We start from the raw sequence: 14,983 nt of genomic DNA, 5'->3' as shown, positions 1-14,983 counted from the left end.
TCAGCGCCCAGCCGGGGCATCCGGTTCCCGCGGCCGGTAGACGAACGTCACCAGCACCACCGAGATGATCATGAGCAGGAACCACGACACGAGCTTCGAGGCGGAGACCGGGTGCCAGCCGTCGACCTGGTCGGGGTACAGCCACGCCCCGCCCCAGGTCGCGATGTTCTCCGCGAACCAGATGAAGAGCGCGACGAGGCCGAACGCGACGAGCAGCGGCATCCGGTGCACGCGCCGCCACACTCGGAAGTGCATCATCGTCGGCCACCACAGCACGACCACCGCGGCGAGCAGCACCCAGCGGAAGTCGACGATGAAGTGGTGCCCGAAGAAGTTCGCGTAGATCGCCGCGGCGACGATCGCCGTCAGCCACCGGCGCGGATAGCGCGCGAAGCGCAGATCGAAGAGCCGGTAGACGCGCACCATGTAGGAGCCGACGGCCGCGTACATGAATCCGGAGAACAGCGGCACCGCCCCGATCCGGAGCACCCCGTCGCCGTCGTAGCTCCACGAGCCGACGTCGGTCTTGAACAGCTCCATCGCGGTGCCGGTGAGGTGGAACAGCACGATCACCCACAGCTCGCGGCCGGTCTCGAGGCGCGTGGCGAGCATCACGAGCTGGATCGCGACTGCGGCCAGGGTCAGGGCGTCGTTGCGGGCGAGCCAGGCGTCGTCGGGGTACCAGAGGCGGGCCGCGACGATGACGGCGAGGAGCGCGGCGCCGAACACGCAGGCCCAGGCCTGCTTCGCGCCGAAGACCAGGAACTCGAGCAGCTTCGCGCGCCCGCCGTGCTCGGGCGCTCCCGCGAGCAGGCGGTGGGCGGCGGCGTCGATGCGCTGCTCGACGGAGGTGAGGCGGCGCGGGTCGGGACGCTCGTCGTCGGCCGGCCGCCCTGGGGCCGTCACGCGCCCCGCCGGGATGCCGTCACCGTGAACTTCGCGTTCCTGGCGATCTGCCGCGTCGGGCCGACGAGGCGCTCGAGCAGGGGGCGGTAACGCAGGTGCGAGTTCCAGACGCACCAGAGCTCGCCGCCGGGTGCCAGCACCCGCGCGGCCTCGGCGAAGAGGTGGCCCGCGATGCCCGTGGACAGCGCCGCGTCGCTGTGGAACGGCGGGTTCAGCAGCACGAGCGGCTCGCTCGCGTCGGCGAGCAGCTCGAGGCCGTCGGCGCGTTCGACCGTCACGCGGTCACCGACCCCGTTCGCGGTCGCGGTGAGGCGGGCGGATGCCGCGGCGGCCGCCGAGCGGTCGCTCGCCGTAACGCGGATGTCCGGGCGCGAGAGCGCGAGCTTCGTCGCGATGACGCCGCTCCCGCAGGCGAGGTCGACGGCGGATGCCGCGCCGGGCACGGCCTCGGCGAGATGGCCGAGCAGGAAGCGGGTGCCGATGTCGACCTTCGTGCCCGCGAACACGCCGCCGTGCGCGACGACCACGAGGCCGAGCTCGTCGTGCCGCTCGCGGCGCGGCCAGCGTGCGGGCGAGGCGGCCGTCGAGCCATCCGCGCTCGCTCCGCCGAGCGCCGACCGCAGCTCGGCTCGGGCGCCGCTCGCCCGCAGCACCCGCGACTTCTGCCGCGCGAGGCTCACGTCGAGGCGCGCGAACGCGCGGCCGAGCACGTCGTTCATCGCGACGGACATGTGCTTCAGGCGGCCCCCGGCGACGATCACAACCTCGGGATCCGCGTGTCGGGCGACGAGCTCGGCGATCTCGTCGAGGCGGTCGAGCGAGCGCGGCAGCCGAAGCAGCACGAGCCGCGCCCCGGCGACGAGCGACGGGCCGAACGGCTCGGAGCGCACCTCGTGCGCGAGGCCGAGCCGGGCGGCGTTCTCGGCGAGGGCGCGCTCGCCCGTGATCGGGTCCTGGTGCACGCGCACGTCGCGCACGCCGAGCTCGACCGCGCCGAGCGCGAGCGCCCCGAAGGCGTCGTCGATCACGACGAGCTCCCCGGGAGCGAGCGCCCCGACGGCGGCCCGGGCCTCGTCGAGGATCAGCCGGTCGGCGGCATCGGATGCCTCGAGCCCGGGCCCCTCGACGTCGGGGTGCCGGCGCAGCGCAGTGAAGTCCACCTCGGCAGGCTACCCGGCGCCGACTGGGGACGCTCTGGAGGGATCCAGTCGGGTTTGCTACCCTCGCATCCGCATGCGTCACCGCCGGTTCCCCCGCTCCACCGACCCGGCCGTCGCCCCGAACCCCGGTGCGGCGGCGCGCGAGCGACCCCGCGGCGACGACGCCCGCCCGCCCGTCGCCCGCCGCTTCGCGGCCCTCTTCGCCTCCGTCGTCGTGCTGGGCACGACCGCTGGGCTCGCGCTCGCGCCGAGTTCGCCGGCACCCGACCCGGCGGCGGTCGCCCTCGTCGCCGACGGCTCGGCCGACACCGTCGCCGAGGCGGTGCAGTCGATCGAGGTGCATGACGCCGCGGTGCTGCCGGGCGTCGCCGAGGAGTCCTACGTCGCCTCGACCGGCACCGAGACGCTCGTCGCGGGCGGCACGAACGAGGACTGGGCGAAGCTCGTGCTGATCGAGGGCGCCTGGCCCGTGACCGACGAGAACGTCACGTTCATGATGCGCTGGATGCGGCAGGAGAACGGCGCCGACAACTGGTGGAACCGCAACAATCCGCTGAACAACGGGCAGGGTTCCGGCGGCGGTTCGGGCCTCGGCAGCTACCCCGACCTCGTCGTCGCGGCGTACTACGCGGCGGAGAACCTGCGCTCGGGGCGCTACCCCGCTGTCGACGCGGCGCTGCAGCAGGGCGACTCGGCGGACGCCACCGCGCAGGCGATCTGGGCGTCGCCGTGGGCGTCGAGCCACTACGGCTACGGCACGCACTGGAGCTCGCGGGCCTACGACGTCATCGAGGCGCCCGCCGAGGCCTGGGGGCGCTGAGCCGGCTGCTCGCGCGCTCGCTGCGCCCGGCGCTACTCGTGCTCGAGCGGACGCCAGACGACGAGCGCGTTCTCGCGGCGCACGCGCGTGCCGGCCTTGAGCGTGACGACCTCACCGGCCGAACCGGCCGCGAACACGCGCCGACCGGGTCGGTTCAGCATCTCGTCGGCGAGCGCCGCCTCGAGCTCGCGCACCCGGGCCCGGAGGCCCTGCACCTCGTCTTCGAGTCCGAGCACCCGGCGGATGCCCTCGAGGCTCACGCCCTCGGCTGAGAGCTGGGCGATCTCGCGCAGCTGCACGACGTCGCGCATGGAGTAGCGGCGCGACTTGCCCGCCGTGCGGGTGGGCGAGACGAGCCCGAGCCGGTCGTACTGCCGGAGCGTCTGCGGGTGCATGCCCGCGAGCTCGGCCGCGACCGAGATCACGAAGAGGGGGCTCGTCTCGTCCATCGCTAGCTCCGGGCCTTGGCGAGGAGTTCTTCTCGCGGGTCCTCGTCGGGGAGGGCGGCGGCGAGCGCCTCGACGGCCTCCTTCGCCTCCTTCGAGAGGTGCGAGGGCACCGCGATCTGCACGACGGCGAGCAGGTCGCCCGTGCCCTTCTTCGTCTCGACGCCGCGGCCCTTCACGCGCAGCACGCGGCCGCTCGGCGTGCCGGGCGCGACCCGGAGCTTGACGGGGTCGCCGCCGAGGGTCGGCACCTGGATCGTGGCGCCGAGCGCGGCCTCGGTGAACGTCACCGGCACGGTGACGCGGAGGTTCAGCCCGTCCCGCTCGAAGACCGGGTGCTTGCGCACGTGCACGGTGAGGATGAGGTCGCCGGTCTCGCCGCCGTCGGGCGAGGGGTGGCCCTTGCCGCGCAGCTTGATCTTCTGACCGTCGGCGACGCCCGCCGGGATGCGCACCGTGATCGGCTTGCCGTCGGAGGTCTGCAGGGTGATCTGCTCGCCCTTGGTCGCAGTGATGAAGTCGAGGGTGGTCGTCGCCGTGACGTCGCGCCCGCGAGTCGGCCCGCCGTAGCCGCGGTACCCGCCGGAGGGCTGCCCGAAGCGGCCGCCGCCGAAGAGTCCGCCGAGCAGGTCGTCGTAGTCGCCGCCCTGCTGGAACGTGTAGCGCTGGCCGCCGCCGCCCTGGTTGAACATGCCGCCGAAGACGTCCTCGAAGCCGCCCTGGCCGCCGGCGCCGGGCGCGGTGAAGCGCGCCCCGGAGCCCATCGCGCGGATGGCGTCGTACTCCTTGCGCTGCTCGGGGTCGGAGAGCACGGCGTTCGCCTCGGAGACCTCTTTGAACTTGGCCTCCGCGGCGGCGTCGCCGGGGTTCTGGTCGGGATGGTACTTGCGCGCGAGCTTGCGGTAGACCTTCTTGATCTCGCTGTCGCTCGCGTCCTTGGAGACGCCGAGCACCTGGTAGAAGTCCTTGTCGAACCAGTCCTGACTGGCCATCGGCACCTCCTTTCCTTGAAGTCTGTCGTATCTGCTGAACGGAGCGGGAGGAGATCCGCTGCGGCGGAGGGCGGATCGAACGATCCCATCCTCCCCTGGCGCGAATCTCCTCCCGTCTCGTGGGGTCGTCTGCCGGGGCTCAGCCCTGCGGGCTCTTCACCACGACCTTGGCCGGCCGAAGCTGCACCTCGCCAAGCTGGTACCCGGTCTCGACGACGTCGGCGACCGTGTCGACCTCCACGTCGTCGGCCGGCTGCTGGAAGATCGCCTCGTGCAGCTGCGGGTCGAACGGCTCGCCGACGGCGCCGAAGCGCGCGAGGCCGAGCCGTTCGGTGGCCTGCCGGAGCTTCGCGGCGATGGTCGCGAAGGCGCTGTCGCCCTCGAGGTCGCCGTGCTTCTCAGCCCGGTCGAGGTCGTCGAGCACGGGCAGCAGTGCGGCGACCGCCTGCCCGACCGCTCGCTGACGCTCGAGCTCACGGTTCTGCTCGGTGCGCTTGCGGTAGTTGGCGTACTCCGCGGTCACCCGCTTGAGGTCGGCCAGGTGCTCGTCGTTCGGCTCCGCCACTTCGGCCTCGGCCGCGTTGAGGATGTCCTCGACGGTGAGCTCGGCCTCGTCGGCGGATGCCGCGGCGTCGGCCGCGGCATCCGTCTCGCTCGAAGGCTCGCGAACCGCACCGGTCTCGGGGTCGATCTTCCGCTTATCGCGGATGACCGGCTCTTCGGGGTTCTGGTTCTCGTCGGCCATGGTTACTTCTTCTCATCCTCGTCGTCGACGACCTCGGCGTCGACCACGTCCTCGTCGGACGCCTGGTCGGATGCCTGGCCGCTGGCGTTCTGGTCCTCACCGGCGCCGGCGGACGCCTCGGACTGCTGCTGCGCGTAGATCGCCTCGCCGAGCTTGCCCTGCGACTGCGAGAGCTTCTCGAACGCGGTCTTCACCGCGTCGTCGTCCTCGCCCGCGAGCGCCGACTTCAGCGCGTCGACGTCGCCCTGGACCTCGGTCTTGACGTCCTCGGGGAGCTTGTCCTCGTTGTCCTTGATCAGCTTCTCGACCGAGTAGGCGAGCTGCTCGGCCTGGTTGCGCTGCTCGGCGGACTCGCGGCGCTTCTTGTCTTCTGCCGCGTGCTCCTCGGCCTCGCGCACCATGCGGTCGATGTCGTCCTTCGAGAGCGACGAGCCGCCCGTGATGGTCATCGACTGCTCCTTGCCCGTGCCCTTGTCCTTGGCGGACACGTGCACGATGCCGTTCGCGTCGATGTCGAAGGTGACCTCGATCTGCGGGATGCCGCGGGGTGCGGGCGCGATGCCGGTCAGCTCGAAGGTGCCGAGCGCCTTGTTGTCGCGCGTGAAGTCGCGCTCTCCCTGGAAGACCTGGATCGCGACCGACGGCTGGTTGTCGTCGGCCGTCGTGAAGGTCTCGCTGCGCTTGGTCGGGATGGCGGTGTTGCGCTCGATGAGCTTCGTCATCATGCCGCCCTTGGTCTCGATGCCGAGGCTGAGCGGGGTGACGTCGATGAGCAGGACGTCCTTGCGCTCGCCCTTCAGCACGCCGGCCTGCAGCGCGGCGCCGACGGCGACGACCTCGTCGGGGTTCACACCCTTGTTCGGGTCCTTGCCGGTCTCCTGCTTGACGAGCTCCGAGACGGCGGGCATGCGCGTCGAGCCGCCGACGAGCACCACGTGGGCGATGTCGGAGACCTTGATGCCGGCCTCCTTGATGACGTCCTCGAAGGGCTTCTTCGTACGGTCGAGCAGGTCGCTCGTCATGTTCTCGAACTGCGCGCGGGTGAGCGTCTCGTCGAGGTTCGCGGGGCCGTTCTCGGTGAGCGAGAGGTAGGGGAGCTGGATGCTCGTCGACATGCTCGACGAGAGCTCCTTCTTGGCCTGCTCGGCTGCCTCCTTGAGGCGCTGCTTCGCGATCTTGTCGTTCGAGACGTCGACGCCGGTCGACTCCTTGAATCGCTTGATCAGCCACTCGACGACGCGCTCGTCCCAGTCGTCGCCGCCGAGGCGGTTGTCGCCAGCGGTCGCGCGGACCTGGATGGTCGAGAAGTCCTCGTCCTTGCCGACCTCGAGGAGGGACACGTCGAAGGTGCCGCCACCGAGGTCGAAGACCAGGATGAGCTCGTCCTCCTTGCCCTTGTCGAGGCCGTAGGCGAGCGCGGCCGCGGTGGGCTCGTTGATGATGCGCAGGACGTTGAGGCCCGCGATCTCACCGGCCTCCTTGGTGGCCTGGCGCTCGGCGTCGTTGAAGTACGCGGGGACGGTGATGACCGCGTCGGTCACCGTGTCGCCGAGGTACTGCTCGGCGTCGCGCTTGAGCTTCTGCAGGATGCGCGCCGAGATCTCCTGCGGCGTGTACTGCTTGCCGTCGATCTCCTGCGTCTTCCAGTCGGTGCCCATGTGGCGCTTCACCGACGAGATGGTGCGGTCGACGTTGGTGACGGCCTGGCGCTTGGCGGTCTCGCCGACGAGCACCTCGCCGTCCTTCGTGAATGCGACCACCGAGGGGGTGGTGCGGAAGCCTTCGGCGTTCGCGATGACGGTGGGCTCGCCACCCTCGAGGACGCTGACCACGGAGTTCGTGGTGCCGAGGTCGATTCCAACTGCTCGTGACATGTGTTTCTCTCCTTCTGCTGACCGGTGTCCGGCGGCGCGGACGCGCCTGTGCGAGACCCCGGTTCAGCGCGCGGCTCGGCCGTGCTGGCCCGCAGCCGAAGTCTCTGTCATCTCTGACGGCCATCTCTGGCCCCGTCGAGACTTGAGTCCCAACGGCTCAAGTGTCGCAAATCGAGGTGAACGCGTCAAGTCGATCGGGTGAAACTTGAGTACAGTTGACTCAACTTCTGGAGCGCGTGCGGTATTCCCGCAGCAGAAGGATTTGCCTGGTCGGAGGAACTATCGCTCCGACCAGACGCCCAGCTCATTGCCGCTGGGGTCGGCGAAATGCAGGCGACGACCGCCGGGGAACTCGTACGGCCCCTGAGTGACCCGGCCGCCGGCCGCGGTGATCGCCTCGGCGGTGCCGTCGAGATCGTCGCTGTAGAGCAGCACGAGCGGGCCGCCGGTGGTGACCTCGTCGACCTGCATCAGCCCGCCGGCCTCTTCGCCGCCGCGTTCGGCCGCGGTGCGGATGCCGGCGTACTGCGGGCCGTACGGCGTGAACTCCCACCCGAAGGCGGCGCCGTAGAACGCCTGCGCAGCCGGCAGGTCGGTGACGGAGATCTCGATGTAGTCGATCGTGCGCGGGATGCCGTGCGTGTGAGAGGTCATGACGCGAGTCTCGCGCCCGCCACCGACATCGCGGCCGACGGCCCGCATTGACTTGTCGCATGCCCCGGCCTATGGTTGCCGGGGCCCACCCGGCCCCCGGGCCTCACGCCGACTCCGGCACGAGGCCGCCCCGATCGAAGGCAGGTGATGCGACATGTCCGGTGAAAGTAGCCGCGCCGCCGCCTCGCCCCTTCGAGCCGGTCTCCCGCGGCACTGATCGTCCCGCCCGCGGCGCCCGCGTCCCCGACGCCGCGCGGCTGCGGCACGATCGCACGTCCGCCCGAGGCATCCGTCCCTCGCTGGTCCGAGCGGTGGCATCCGCGCGCCGAGCGCGCAGCCCCCGCGACGTCGTGGCACGTCGCGCGATCGACCCAGACGAGGTGAGACGAATGATGACCCTGATCGACAACGGCGTGTACGTGGACGGTTTCCGCACCGCCAGCCCCGAGAACCTGCAGCAGACGTCCGAGGTGATGCGTTCCGGCGGAGGCATGGCCTGGATCGGCCTGTACCGCCCCAGCCCCGAGGAGGTGCGCTCGGTGGCCGAGCAGTTCGACCTGCATCCCCTCGCCGTCGAGGACGCGCTCACCGGCCACCAGCGCTCCAAGCTCGAGCGCTACGGCGACACCCTCTTCGTCGTGCTGCGCCCCGCCCGCTACGTCGACGAGCACGAGGAGGTCGAGTTCGGCGAACTGCACCTGTTCGTCGGGCCCGACTTCGTCGTGACGATCCGGCACGCCGAGGCCCCCGACCTCCGCCGGGTGCGCCGGCGGCTCGAGGCCTCCCCGGAGCTGCTCGCGATGGGCCCGGAGGCGGTGCTCTACGCGGTGCTCGACGAGGTCGTCGACGAGTACGGCCCGGTCGTCGCGGGGCTCGAGAACGACATCGACGAGATCGAGGACCAGCTGTTCTCCGGTGTCGAGGGCGTCTCCCGGCGGATCTACGAGCTCGCCCGCGAGGTGCTCGACTTCCAGCGCGCGGCGCAGCCGCTCGTCGGGATGCTCGAGGGTCTCGCCCGCGGCTCCGACAAGTACGGCGTCGACGTCGAGCTGCGCCGCTCGCTGCGCGACGTGCTCGACCACGCCCTGCGGATCGTCGAGCGGGCGGGGGCGTTCCGGGCCATCCTGGACAACGCCCTGCAGGTCGAGGCGACGCTCGTCGCCCAGCGGCAGAACGAGGAGATGCGCCGGATGACGGAGCTGAACCTCGCCCAGAACGAGGAGATCAAGAAGATCTCCTCGTGGGCGGCGATCCTGTTCGCGCCGACCCTGATCGGCACCGTGTACGGCATGAACTTCGACGTCATGCCCGAGCTGCACTGGAGCCTCGGCTACCCTTTCGCGCTGCTGCTGATGCTCGGCATGAGCGCCGCGCTGTACGGCGTCTTCAAGCTCCGCCGCTGGCTCTGACCCGCCCCTGGTTCGCTGAGCTCGCTTCGACGAGCGCGCTTCGACGAGCGCGCTTCGACGAGCTCAGCGAACCAGGCATGGAAGGTCAGGCGGCGGGGCGGCCGTAGGCCTCGAGCAGACGCAGCCAGACCTCGCTCATCGTCGGGTACGCGGGCACCGCGTGCCAGAGCCGATCGATCGGCACCCCGCCGACGATCGCGATCGTCGCCGCCTGCACGAGCTCGGCGACGTCCTGGCCGACGAAGGTGGCGCCGACGACGACCCCGCGGTCCTCGTCCACGATCATGCGGGCCGTGCCGCGGTAGCCGTCGGCGAGCAGCGAGGCGCCCGCGACCCAACCGAGCTCGTAGTCGAGCACCCGGGTGCGCAGCCCGGCCTCCTCCGCGCCGGCCGCCGTGAGCCCGACGGCGGCGACCTCGGGGTCGGAGAACACCACCTGCGGCACCGCGTGGTGGTCGGCGGTCGCGACGTGCGCGCCCCAGGGGGCGTCGGATGCCTCGTCGCCGCGCGCCCGCGCCGCGATCGCGTCGCCCGCGGCCCGGGCCTGGTACTTGCCCTGGTGGGTGAGCAGCGCCCGGTGGTTCACGTCGCCGACGGCGTAGAGCCAGTCGTGCCCCGGCACGCGGAGCGTGTCGTCGACCTCGAGCCAGTCCCCCGGCTCGAGGCCGACCGTCTCGAGCCCGAGGCCGCGGGTGCGCGGCGTGCGCCCGGTCGCGACGAGCACCTCGTCGGCGACGATCGTCTCGCCGTTCGAGAGCTCGATGCGCACCTCGCCGCCGGACGAGGGGGCCGCCGAGGCATCCGCCGCGTCCGAGGCATCCGCACGCGAGACCCGCACCGGCGACGCCCCCGTGACGACCCGCGCGCCCTGCTCGGTGAGCCCATCGCCGACGAGCTCGCCCGCGAAGGGCTCGAACTCGCGCAGCAGCCCGCTGCGGGCGATGACGGTCACCTCGGTGCCGAAGGAGGCGTAGGCGGCGGCCATCTCGACGCCGACCACGCCGCCGCCGATGACCGCGAGCCGGCGGGGAGCCTGCTCCGCGCTCGTGGCCTCCCGGCTCGCCCACGGCCGGGCCTCGGCGAGCCCCTCGATGCGCGGGATGAGCGGGTCCGAGCCGGTCGCCACGACCACCGCGACGCGGGCGAGGAGCTCCACGCGGCCGCCGTCCGGGGTGTCGACGGCGACGCGGCGTTCGCCGTCGAGCCGGCCGTGCCCGCGGACGAGCTGGATGCCGGCCCCGTCGAGCCATTCGAGCTGGCCGCTGTCGTTCCAGTGCTTCACGACGTCGTCGCGGTGCGCGAAGAGCGCCTGCACGTCGAGCTGGCCGGTCACGGCCTCCGCCGCGCCGGGGACTCGGCGGGCCGCGCTGATCGCGGCGCCCGCGCGCAGCAGGGCCTTCGACGGCATGCACGCCCAGTACGAGCACTCGCCGCCGACGAGCTCGTGCTCGACGATGACGGTGCTGAGCCCGCCCTGCACGGCCCGATCGGCGACGTTCTCGCCCACGGGCCCGCCGCCGATCACGATGAGGTCGAATTCCTGCTGCATGCTGCTCCCCTCGTCGGCGCCGCCTGGCGCGGCACTCCTCCCATCGTCGTCGCGCTCGTCCGAGAGCGCCAGCCTCCCCTCCCGGCTGTCCGGCGGCCACCCCCTCCGACTACGATGCGCCCATGCCGACGACGCGCGCCGCTCAGCCCGCCACCGGGGTCGTCCACCTCGTCGAGCGGCTCGACGACGTCACCGGCGCAACCGCCCCGCTGGCGTTGCGCCTGCCGCGTCGGCTCGGCACGCCCGGCCGCCTCGCCTTCGCCGCGGCGGCGGTCGTCGCGACCGCGGTCGTGTCCTGGGGCATCGTGCTGCTCTGGACGGAGGAGACGCCCGGCTGGTGGTTCAGCCTGCTCTTCTCGGTGCTGCTCGGCGCGATGGGCCTGGTGCCGTGGTTCCTGCTCGCGGGCTCGATCGGCGCGGCCCGCGAGGACCGGGAGGCGCAGGCCGCCTGGAGCGCCGCCCGCGGCTCGGCGACCTCCACCGCCGGCCGCGTCGTCGCCCGCCGCACCCAGCTCGCCGAGGAGGGCACGCCGACGTCCTTCGAACTCGACGTGGAACTCGCCGACGGCTCACGGCTCACCGCGGAGTGGCGGCTCGAGCGGGCGGCGGAGCGGCTCCTGCAGTCGCAGGTCCCGGGTGTCGGCGCGGTCGTGCGGGTGTGGCGGGCGGCGGGGATGCCGGAGGCGCCCGTCGTCGTCGAGGTCGCGGACCCGAGCGTGGTGGGCTGAGGCGCGCCGCCCCAGCCCACGGCGCTCAGCGCTCAGCCGCGGAACGGGTCCGCGATGCCGACGTAGGTGGTCTCGAGGTACTCCTCGATGCCCTCGAAGCCGCCCTCGCGCCCGATGCCGGACTGTTTCACGCCGCCGAACGGCGCCGCCGGGTTCGAGACGATGCCCGTGTTCAGCCCGAACATGCCGACCTCGAGCTCCTCGGCGAGGCGCAGCCCGCGATCGAGATCCCGGGTGAACGCGTAGGCGACGAGCCCGAACTCGGTGGCGTTCGCGAGCGCGACGGCCTCGGCCTCGTCGGCGAACGTCACGATGGGCGCGACCGGTCCGAAGATCTCCTCGCGCAGGATCCGCGCGTCCGCCGGCACGTTCGTCAGCACCGTCGGCTCGTAGAAGTAGCCCGGGCCTGGGACGGGCCTGCCGCCGAGCGCGACGGTCGCCCCGTCCGCACGGGCCGACTCGACGAGTTCGTGCACCTTGTCCCGCGTGCCGGCATCGACGAGCGGCCCGAGCTTCGCGCCCGGCTCAGTGCCGCGAGCGACCGGGTAGGCGGCGATCCGCGCGGTCAGCCGCTCGGCGAACTCCGCCGCGACCCGCTCGTGCACGAGCAGCCGGTTCGCGGCCGTGCAGGCCTCGCCGCCGTTGCGGAGCTTCGCGAGCAGCGCCCCCTCGACCGCCTGGTCGAGGTCGGCGTCCTCGAAGACGAGGAACGGGGCGTTGCCGCCGAGCTCCATCGAGACGCGCAGCACCTGGTCCGCAGCATCCGCGATGAGCCGGCGGCCCACTTCGGTCGAGCCGGTGAACGAGAGCTTGCGCAGCCTCGGGTCGCGGACGAGAGGACCGGTCACGCGGCCCGCGCTCGTCGTGGGGATGACGTTCAGCACACCCGGCGGCAGCCCCGCCTCCTCGAGCACGGCGGCGAAGAGGAGGGCCGTGAGCGGGGTCAGCGCGGCCGGCTTCAGCACCATCGTGCAGCCCGCCGCGATCGCGGGCGCGATCTTGCGGGTCGCCATCGCGAGGGGGAAGTTCCACGGCGTGATGAACAGGCTCGGACCGACGGGGCGCTTCAGCACGAGGAGGCGGCTGCGGCCGTCGGGCGCCGTGGCGTACCGGCCCGAGACGCGCGACGTCTCCTCGGAGAACCAGCGCAGGAACTCGGCCCCGTAGGCGACCTCGCCGCGGGACTCCGCGAGCGGCTTGCCCATCTCGAGCGTCATGAGCAGGGCGAAGTCCTCGGCGCGCGCGGTGACGGCGTCGAAGGCGCGGCGCAGGATCTCGGCGCGCTCACGGGGCGCGGTCCTGGCCCAGCCGGCCTGCGCCCGGTGGGCCGCGGCGAGCGCGGCCTCGCCGTCCGCCGGGGTGGCGTCGGCGATCGCGAGGAGCGCGGCGCCGGTGGCGGGGTCCTCGACGACGAAGGTGCCGCCGTCGGATGCCTCGCGCCATTCGCCGTCGATGAGGAGCCCGGTGGGCAGCGAGGCGAGCAGGGCGCGCTCGGCCGGTCGCATCGCCGAGCCGGAGCCGGAGCCGGAGCCGGAGCCGGAGCCGGAGCCGGTGCTGGGCTGGGTGCCGCTCACAGCGCCTCCCGCAGGATCTCGATGATCTGTTCCGGGCTCGGCTGCAGCGGCGCGTTCACCGTGACGGCGTCGGCGAGGGTGTCGGCGGCGAGCGAGGGCAGCGCGTCCTCGGTCACCCCGAAGCGCGACAGCGGGCCGACGAGGCCGACCGATCGGGCGAGACCCGTGACGGCGTCGATCGCGGCATCCGCGTTGTCCTCGTCCGTGGCCGCGGTGTCGCCGACGCCGAGCGCGAACGCCGCGCGCGCGAGGCGCTCCACACGGACGTCCCGGCTCAGGCGCAGCACGCCGCCGATGACGATCGCGAGGGCGAGGCCGTGCGGGATGTCGAAGCGGCCGCCGAGCGGATGCGCGATGCCGTGCACGAGCCCGAGGCCCGTGTGCGAGAAGCCGACGCCGGCCACGTGGCTCGCGAGGAGCAGCTCCGATCGGGCTTCGAGGTCCGCGCCGTCGACGACCGCACGCGGGAGGTGGGTCGAGACGGTCGCGAGCACCTGCAGCGCGATGCCGTCGGAGTAGGGGTTCGCCCGCACCGAGAGGTAGGACTCGAGCGCGTGCGTCAGCGCGTCGAAGCCGGTGGCGGCCGTCGCGCTCGGCGGCAGGCCGACGGTGAGCTCGGGGTCGAGGATGGCCGCCTTCGCGAGGGCGGTGTCGTGCCCGACGTAGAACTTGCGGTGCCCGACGACGTCGGTGATGACGCCGAAGGCGTTCACCTCGGCCCCGGTGCCCGCGGTCGTGGGGATCGCCACGATCGGCAGCGCCGGGCGGGCGAAGGCGGCGCGGTAGTCGAGCTCGACGCCGCGCTCGGGGTTCACGGCGCCGAGGGCGATGCCCTTCGCGGCGTCGAGCGAGGAGCCGCCGCCCACCGACACGATCGCGTCGGCGCCGACACGGGCGGCGAGATCGCTGCCCGCGTCGAGGTTCGTGGTCGTCGGGTTCGGCGTCACCTCGCCGTAGACGTGCACGGCGAGCCCGGCGGCGTCGAGGGAGGCGCGCACCGCGGCGACGATCGGCGAGCCGGCGAGGAAGGGGTCGGTGACGATGAGCACCGTGGTGGCGCCGTGCGCGGCGACGATCGCCCCGGCCTCGGCGACCCGGCCGCGACCGAAGTACGCGATGGGCTTGGGGTCGAGCAGGAGCTCCGTCTCGGCGAGCGGCCGCGGGAGCGGGGCCAGGCGCGTGCCGGTCATGCCGCCACCGCCTCGCGGCGCAGCGGCCGGCCGATGAGGTCCTCGTAGAGCTGCACGGGCGTCATCTCCCCGGCGAGGTCGCCGTACTGGGCCTTCGCCCGGCGGTAGATCTGCTCCACGACCGCGGAGAGCTCGGCCGGTACGCCGACCGAGCGGGCGAGGTCGATCGAGAGGCCGAGGTCCTTGCACGCGAGGGAGATCGCGAAGCCCTCGTCGTAGTCGCCGCGGTCGAGGATCGAGAGCACGTCGTGCTCGACGAAGTTGGAGTTGGCGGGGCTCGCGATGAGCGAGTCCCGGAGCACGTCGAGATCCACGCCGGCCTTGACGCCGATCGCGAGCACCTCCGCCGTGGCCACGAGGTGGGAGAACCAGAGCTGGTTGATCATGAGCTTCACGGCGTACCCGGCCCCGGCGCCGCCGACGTGGAGGATCCGATCGGGGTCGCCCATGGCCTCGAACACGGGGCGGAGCCGGGCGACGTCCTCGGCCTCGCCGCCGACGAAGATCTGCAGCATGCCGTTCGCGGCGCCGACCGACATGCCGCTGACGGGGGCGTCGAGGATGCGGAGACCGCGTGCTCCGTGCGCCCGGCGCACGGCGTCGGCCACCTCGGGCACGGAGGTCGACATGTCCACCCAGGTGCCGCCGTCGGCGATGCCCGCGAGAATGCCCTCGGGTCCGTTCACCACGGCATCCACATGCCGGGGCGTCGGCAGCATCGTGATCACGACGTCGCTTTCGGCCGCGGCCTCGGCCGGGGTCGCCGCCCAGCGCGCGCCGCCGGCGACGAGCTCGGCGGCCGACTCGCGGCGCAGATCGTTCACCACGAGCGGGAACCCCGCCCGCTGCAGGTTCCGGGTCATCCCCGACCCCATGTTGCCCAGGCCGATGAAGCCGACCGTCGGCAGGACTGCGTGCGTCATGCTGTGCTCTCTC

Annotated in this window: 14 protein-coding genes; 3 read left to right on the top strand and 11 right to left on the bottom strand. The window is 72.5% G+C overall.

Annotated features, from left to right (window positions below; all coding sequences use genetic code 11):
• Both MTP13_RS05570 and MTP13_RS05565 read right to left on the bottom strand, forming a co-directional pair.
• Positions 1–906, bottom strand: a complete 906-nt coding sequence (locus tag MTP13_RS05570) for a DUF817 domain-containing protein (RefSeq protein WP_243570095.1) — start codon at positions 904–906, stop codon at positions 1–3.
• The gene (locus tag MTP13_RS05565) at positions 903–2,066 is read right to left on the bottom strand and encodes a class I SAM-dependent methyltransferase (RefSeq protein WP_243570094.1); all 1,164 of its coding nucleotides are present in this window, start codon (positions 2,064–2,066) and stop codon (positions 903–905) included. The genes MTP13_RS05570 and MTP13_RS05565 overlap by 4 nt, the downstream gene beginning before the upstream one ends.
• 73 nt (positions 2,067–2,139) lie before the next feature.
• Here MTP13_RS05565 and MTP13_RS05560 point away from each other — a divergent pair, with 73 nt between their 5' ends.
• Positions 2,140–2,886 (top strand): hypothetical protein, encoded by a 747-nt coding sequence (locus MTP13_RS05560; RefSeq protein ID WP_243570093.1) that lies wholly within the window; start codon positions 2,140–2,142, stop codon positions 2,884–2,886.
• Positions 2,887–2,918: 32 nt separating this feature from the next.
• Here MTP13_RS05560 and MTP13_RS05555 read toward each other — a convergent pair whose 3' ends face one another.
• From MTP13_RS05555 to MTP13_RS05535, 5 genes are all read right to left on the bottom strand, one after another.
• Positions 2,919–3,335 (bottom strand): heat shock protein transcriptional repressor HspR, encoded by a 417-nt coding sequence (locus tag MTP13_RS05555; RefSeq protein ID WP_243570092.1) that lies wholly within the window; start codon positions 3,333–3,335, stop codon positions 2,919–2,921.
• Between the two features lie 2 nt (positions 3,336–3,337).
• Positions 3,338–4,324 carry a DnaJ C-terminal domain-containing protein gene (locus MTP13_RS05550; RefSeq protein ID WP_243570091.1) on the bottom strand — a complete coding sequence of 329 codons (987 nt, stop codon included), beginning with the start codon at positions 4,322–4,324 and terminating at the stop codon, positions 3,338–3,340.
• A gap of 139 nt (positions 4,325–4,463) precedes the next feature.
• Positions 4,464–5,069 (bottom strand): nucleotide exchange factor GrpE, encoded by a 606-nt coding sequence (locus MTP13_RS05545; protein ID WP_243570090.1) that lies wholly within the window; start codon positions 5,067–5,069, stop codon positions 4,464–4,466.
• A gap of 2 nt (positions 5,070–5,071) precedes the next feature.
• Entirely contained in the window at positions 5,072–6,943 is a 1,872-nt protein-coding gene (gene dnaK, locus MTP13_RS05540) for a molecular chaperone DnaK (RefSeq protein ID WP_243570089.1), read from the bottom strand.
• A gap of 279 nt (positions 6,944–7,222) precedes the next feature.
• Complete coding sequence (locus MTP13_RS05535) at positions 7,223–7,597, bottom strand: VOC family protein (protein ID WP_189084108.1); 375 nt, start codon at positions 7,595–7,597, stop codon at positions 7,223–7,225.
• Positions 7,598–7,989: 392 nt separating this feature from the next.
• On the opposite strand from MTP13_RS05535, the gene MTP13_RS05530 reads away from it, so the two are divergent.
• Positions 7,990–9,006, top strand: a complete 1,017-nt coding sequence (locus MTP13_RS05530; protein WP_243570925.1) for a magnesium and cobalt transport protein CorA — start codon at positions 7,990–7,992, stop codon at positions 9,004–9,006.
• An 85-nt stretch (positions 9,007–9,091) separates the two neighbouring features.
• On the opposite strand, the gene MTP13_RS05525 is transcribed toward MTP13_RS05530, so the two are convergent.
• Positions 9,092–10,555, bottom strand: a complete 1,464-nt coding sequence (locus tag MTP13_RS05525; protein WP_243570088.1) for a dihydrolipoyl dehydrogenase family protein — start codon at positions 10,553–10,555, stop codon at positions 9,092–9,094.
• A 122-nt stretch (positions 10,556–10,677) separates the two neighbouring features.
• On the opposite strand from MTP13_RS05525, the gene MTP13_RS05520 reads away from it, so the two are divergent.
• Positions 10,678–11,283 carry a hypothetical protein gene (locus MTP13_RS05520; protein WP_243570087.1) on the top strand — a complete coding sequence of 202 codons (606 nt, stop codon included), beginning with the start codon at positions 10,678–10,680 and terminating at the stop codon, positions 11,281–11,283.
• 32 nt (positions 11,284–11,315) lie between these two features.
• Here MTP13_RS05520 and MTP13_RS05515 read toward each other — a convergent pair whose 3' ends face one another.
• The 3 genes from MTP13_RS05515 to MTP13_RS05505 form a co-directional block, all read right to left on the bottom strand.
• The gene (locus tag MTP13_RS05515) at positions 11,316–12,788 is read right to left on the bottom strand and encodes an NAD-dependent succinate-semialdehyde dehydrogenase (protein WP_189085075.1); all 1,473 of its coding nucleotides are present in this window, start codon (positions 12,786–12,788) and stop codon (positions 11,316–11,318) included.
• A 65-nt stretch (positions 12,789–12,853) separates the two neighbouring features.
• On the bottom strand, positions 12,854–14,047 hold the full coding sequence (locus MTP13_RS05510; RefSeq protein ID WP_243570086.1) for an iron-containing alcohol dehydrogenase family protein: 1,194 nt from the start codon (positions 14,045–14,047) through the stop codon (positions 12,854–12,856).
• Complete coding sequence (locus MTP13_RS05505) at positions 14,044–14,970, bottom strand: NAD(P)-dependent oxidoreductase (RefSeq protein ID WP_243570085.1); 927 nt, start codon at positions 14,968–14,970, stop codon at positions 14,044–14,046. The genes MTP13_RS05510 and MTP13_RS05505 overlap by 4 nt, the downstream gene beginning before the upstream one ends.
• Between the last annotated feature and the right edge of the window lie 13 nt (positions 14,971–14,983).

It is taken from the genome of Agromyces soli, from assembly GCF_022811605.1.
In the GTDB taxonomy this organism is placed as follows: domain Bacteria; phylum Actinomycetota; class Actinomycetes; order Actinomycetales; family Microbacteriaceae; genus Agromyces; species Agromyces soli.
Note: the sequence above shows the minus strand (reverse complement) of the source record. Positions and strands in the feature narration are given on the sequence as shown.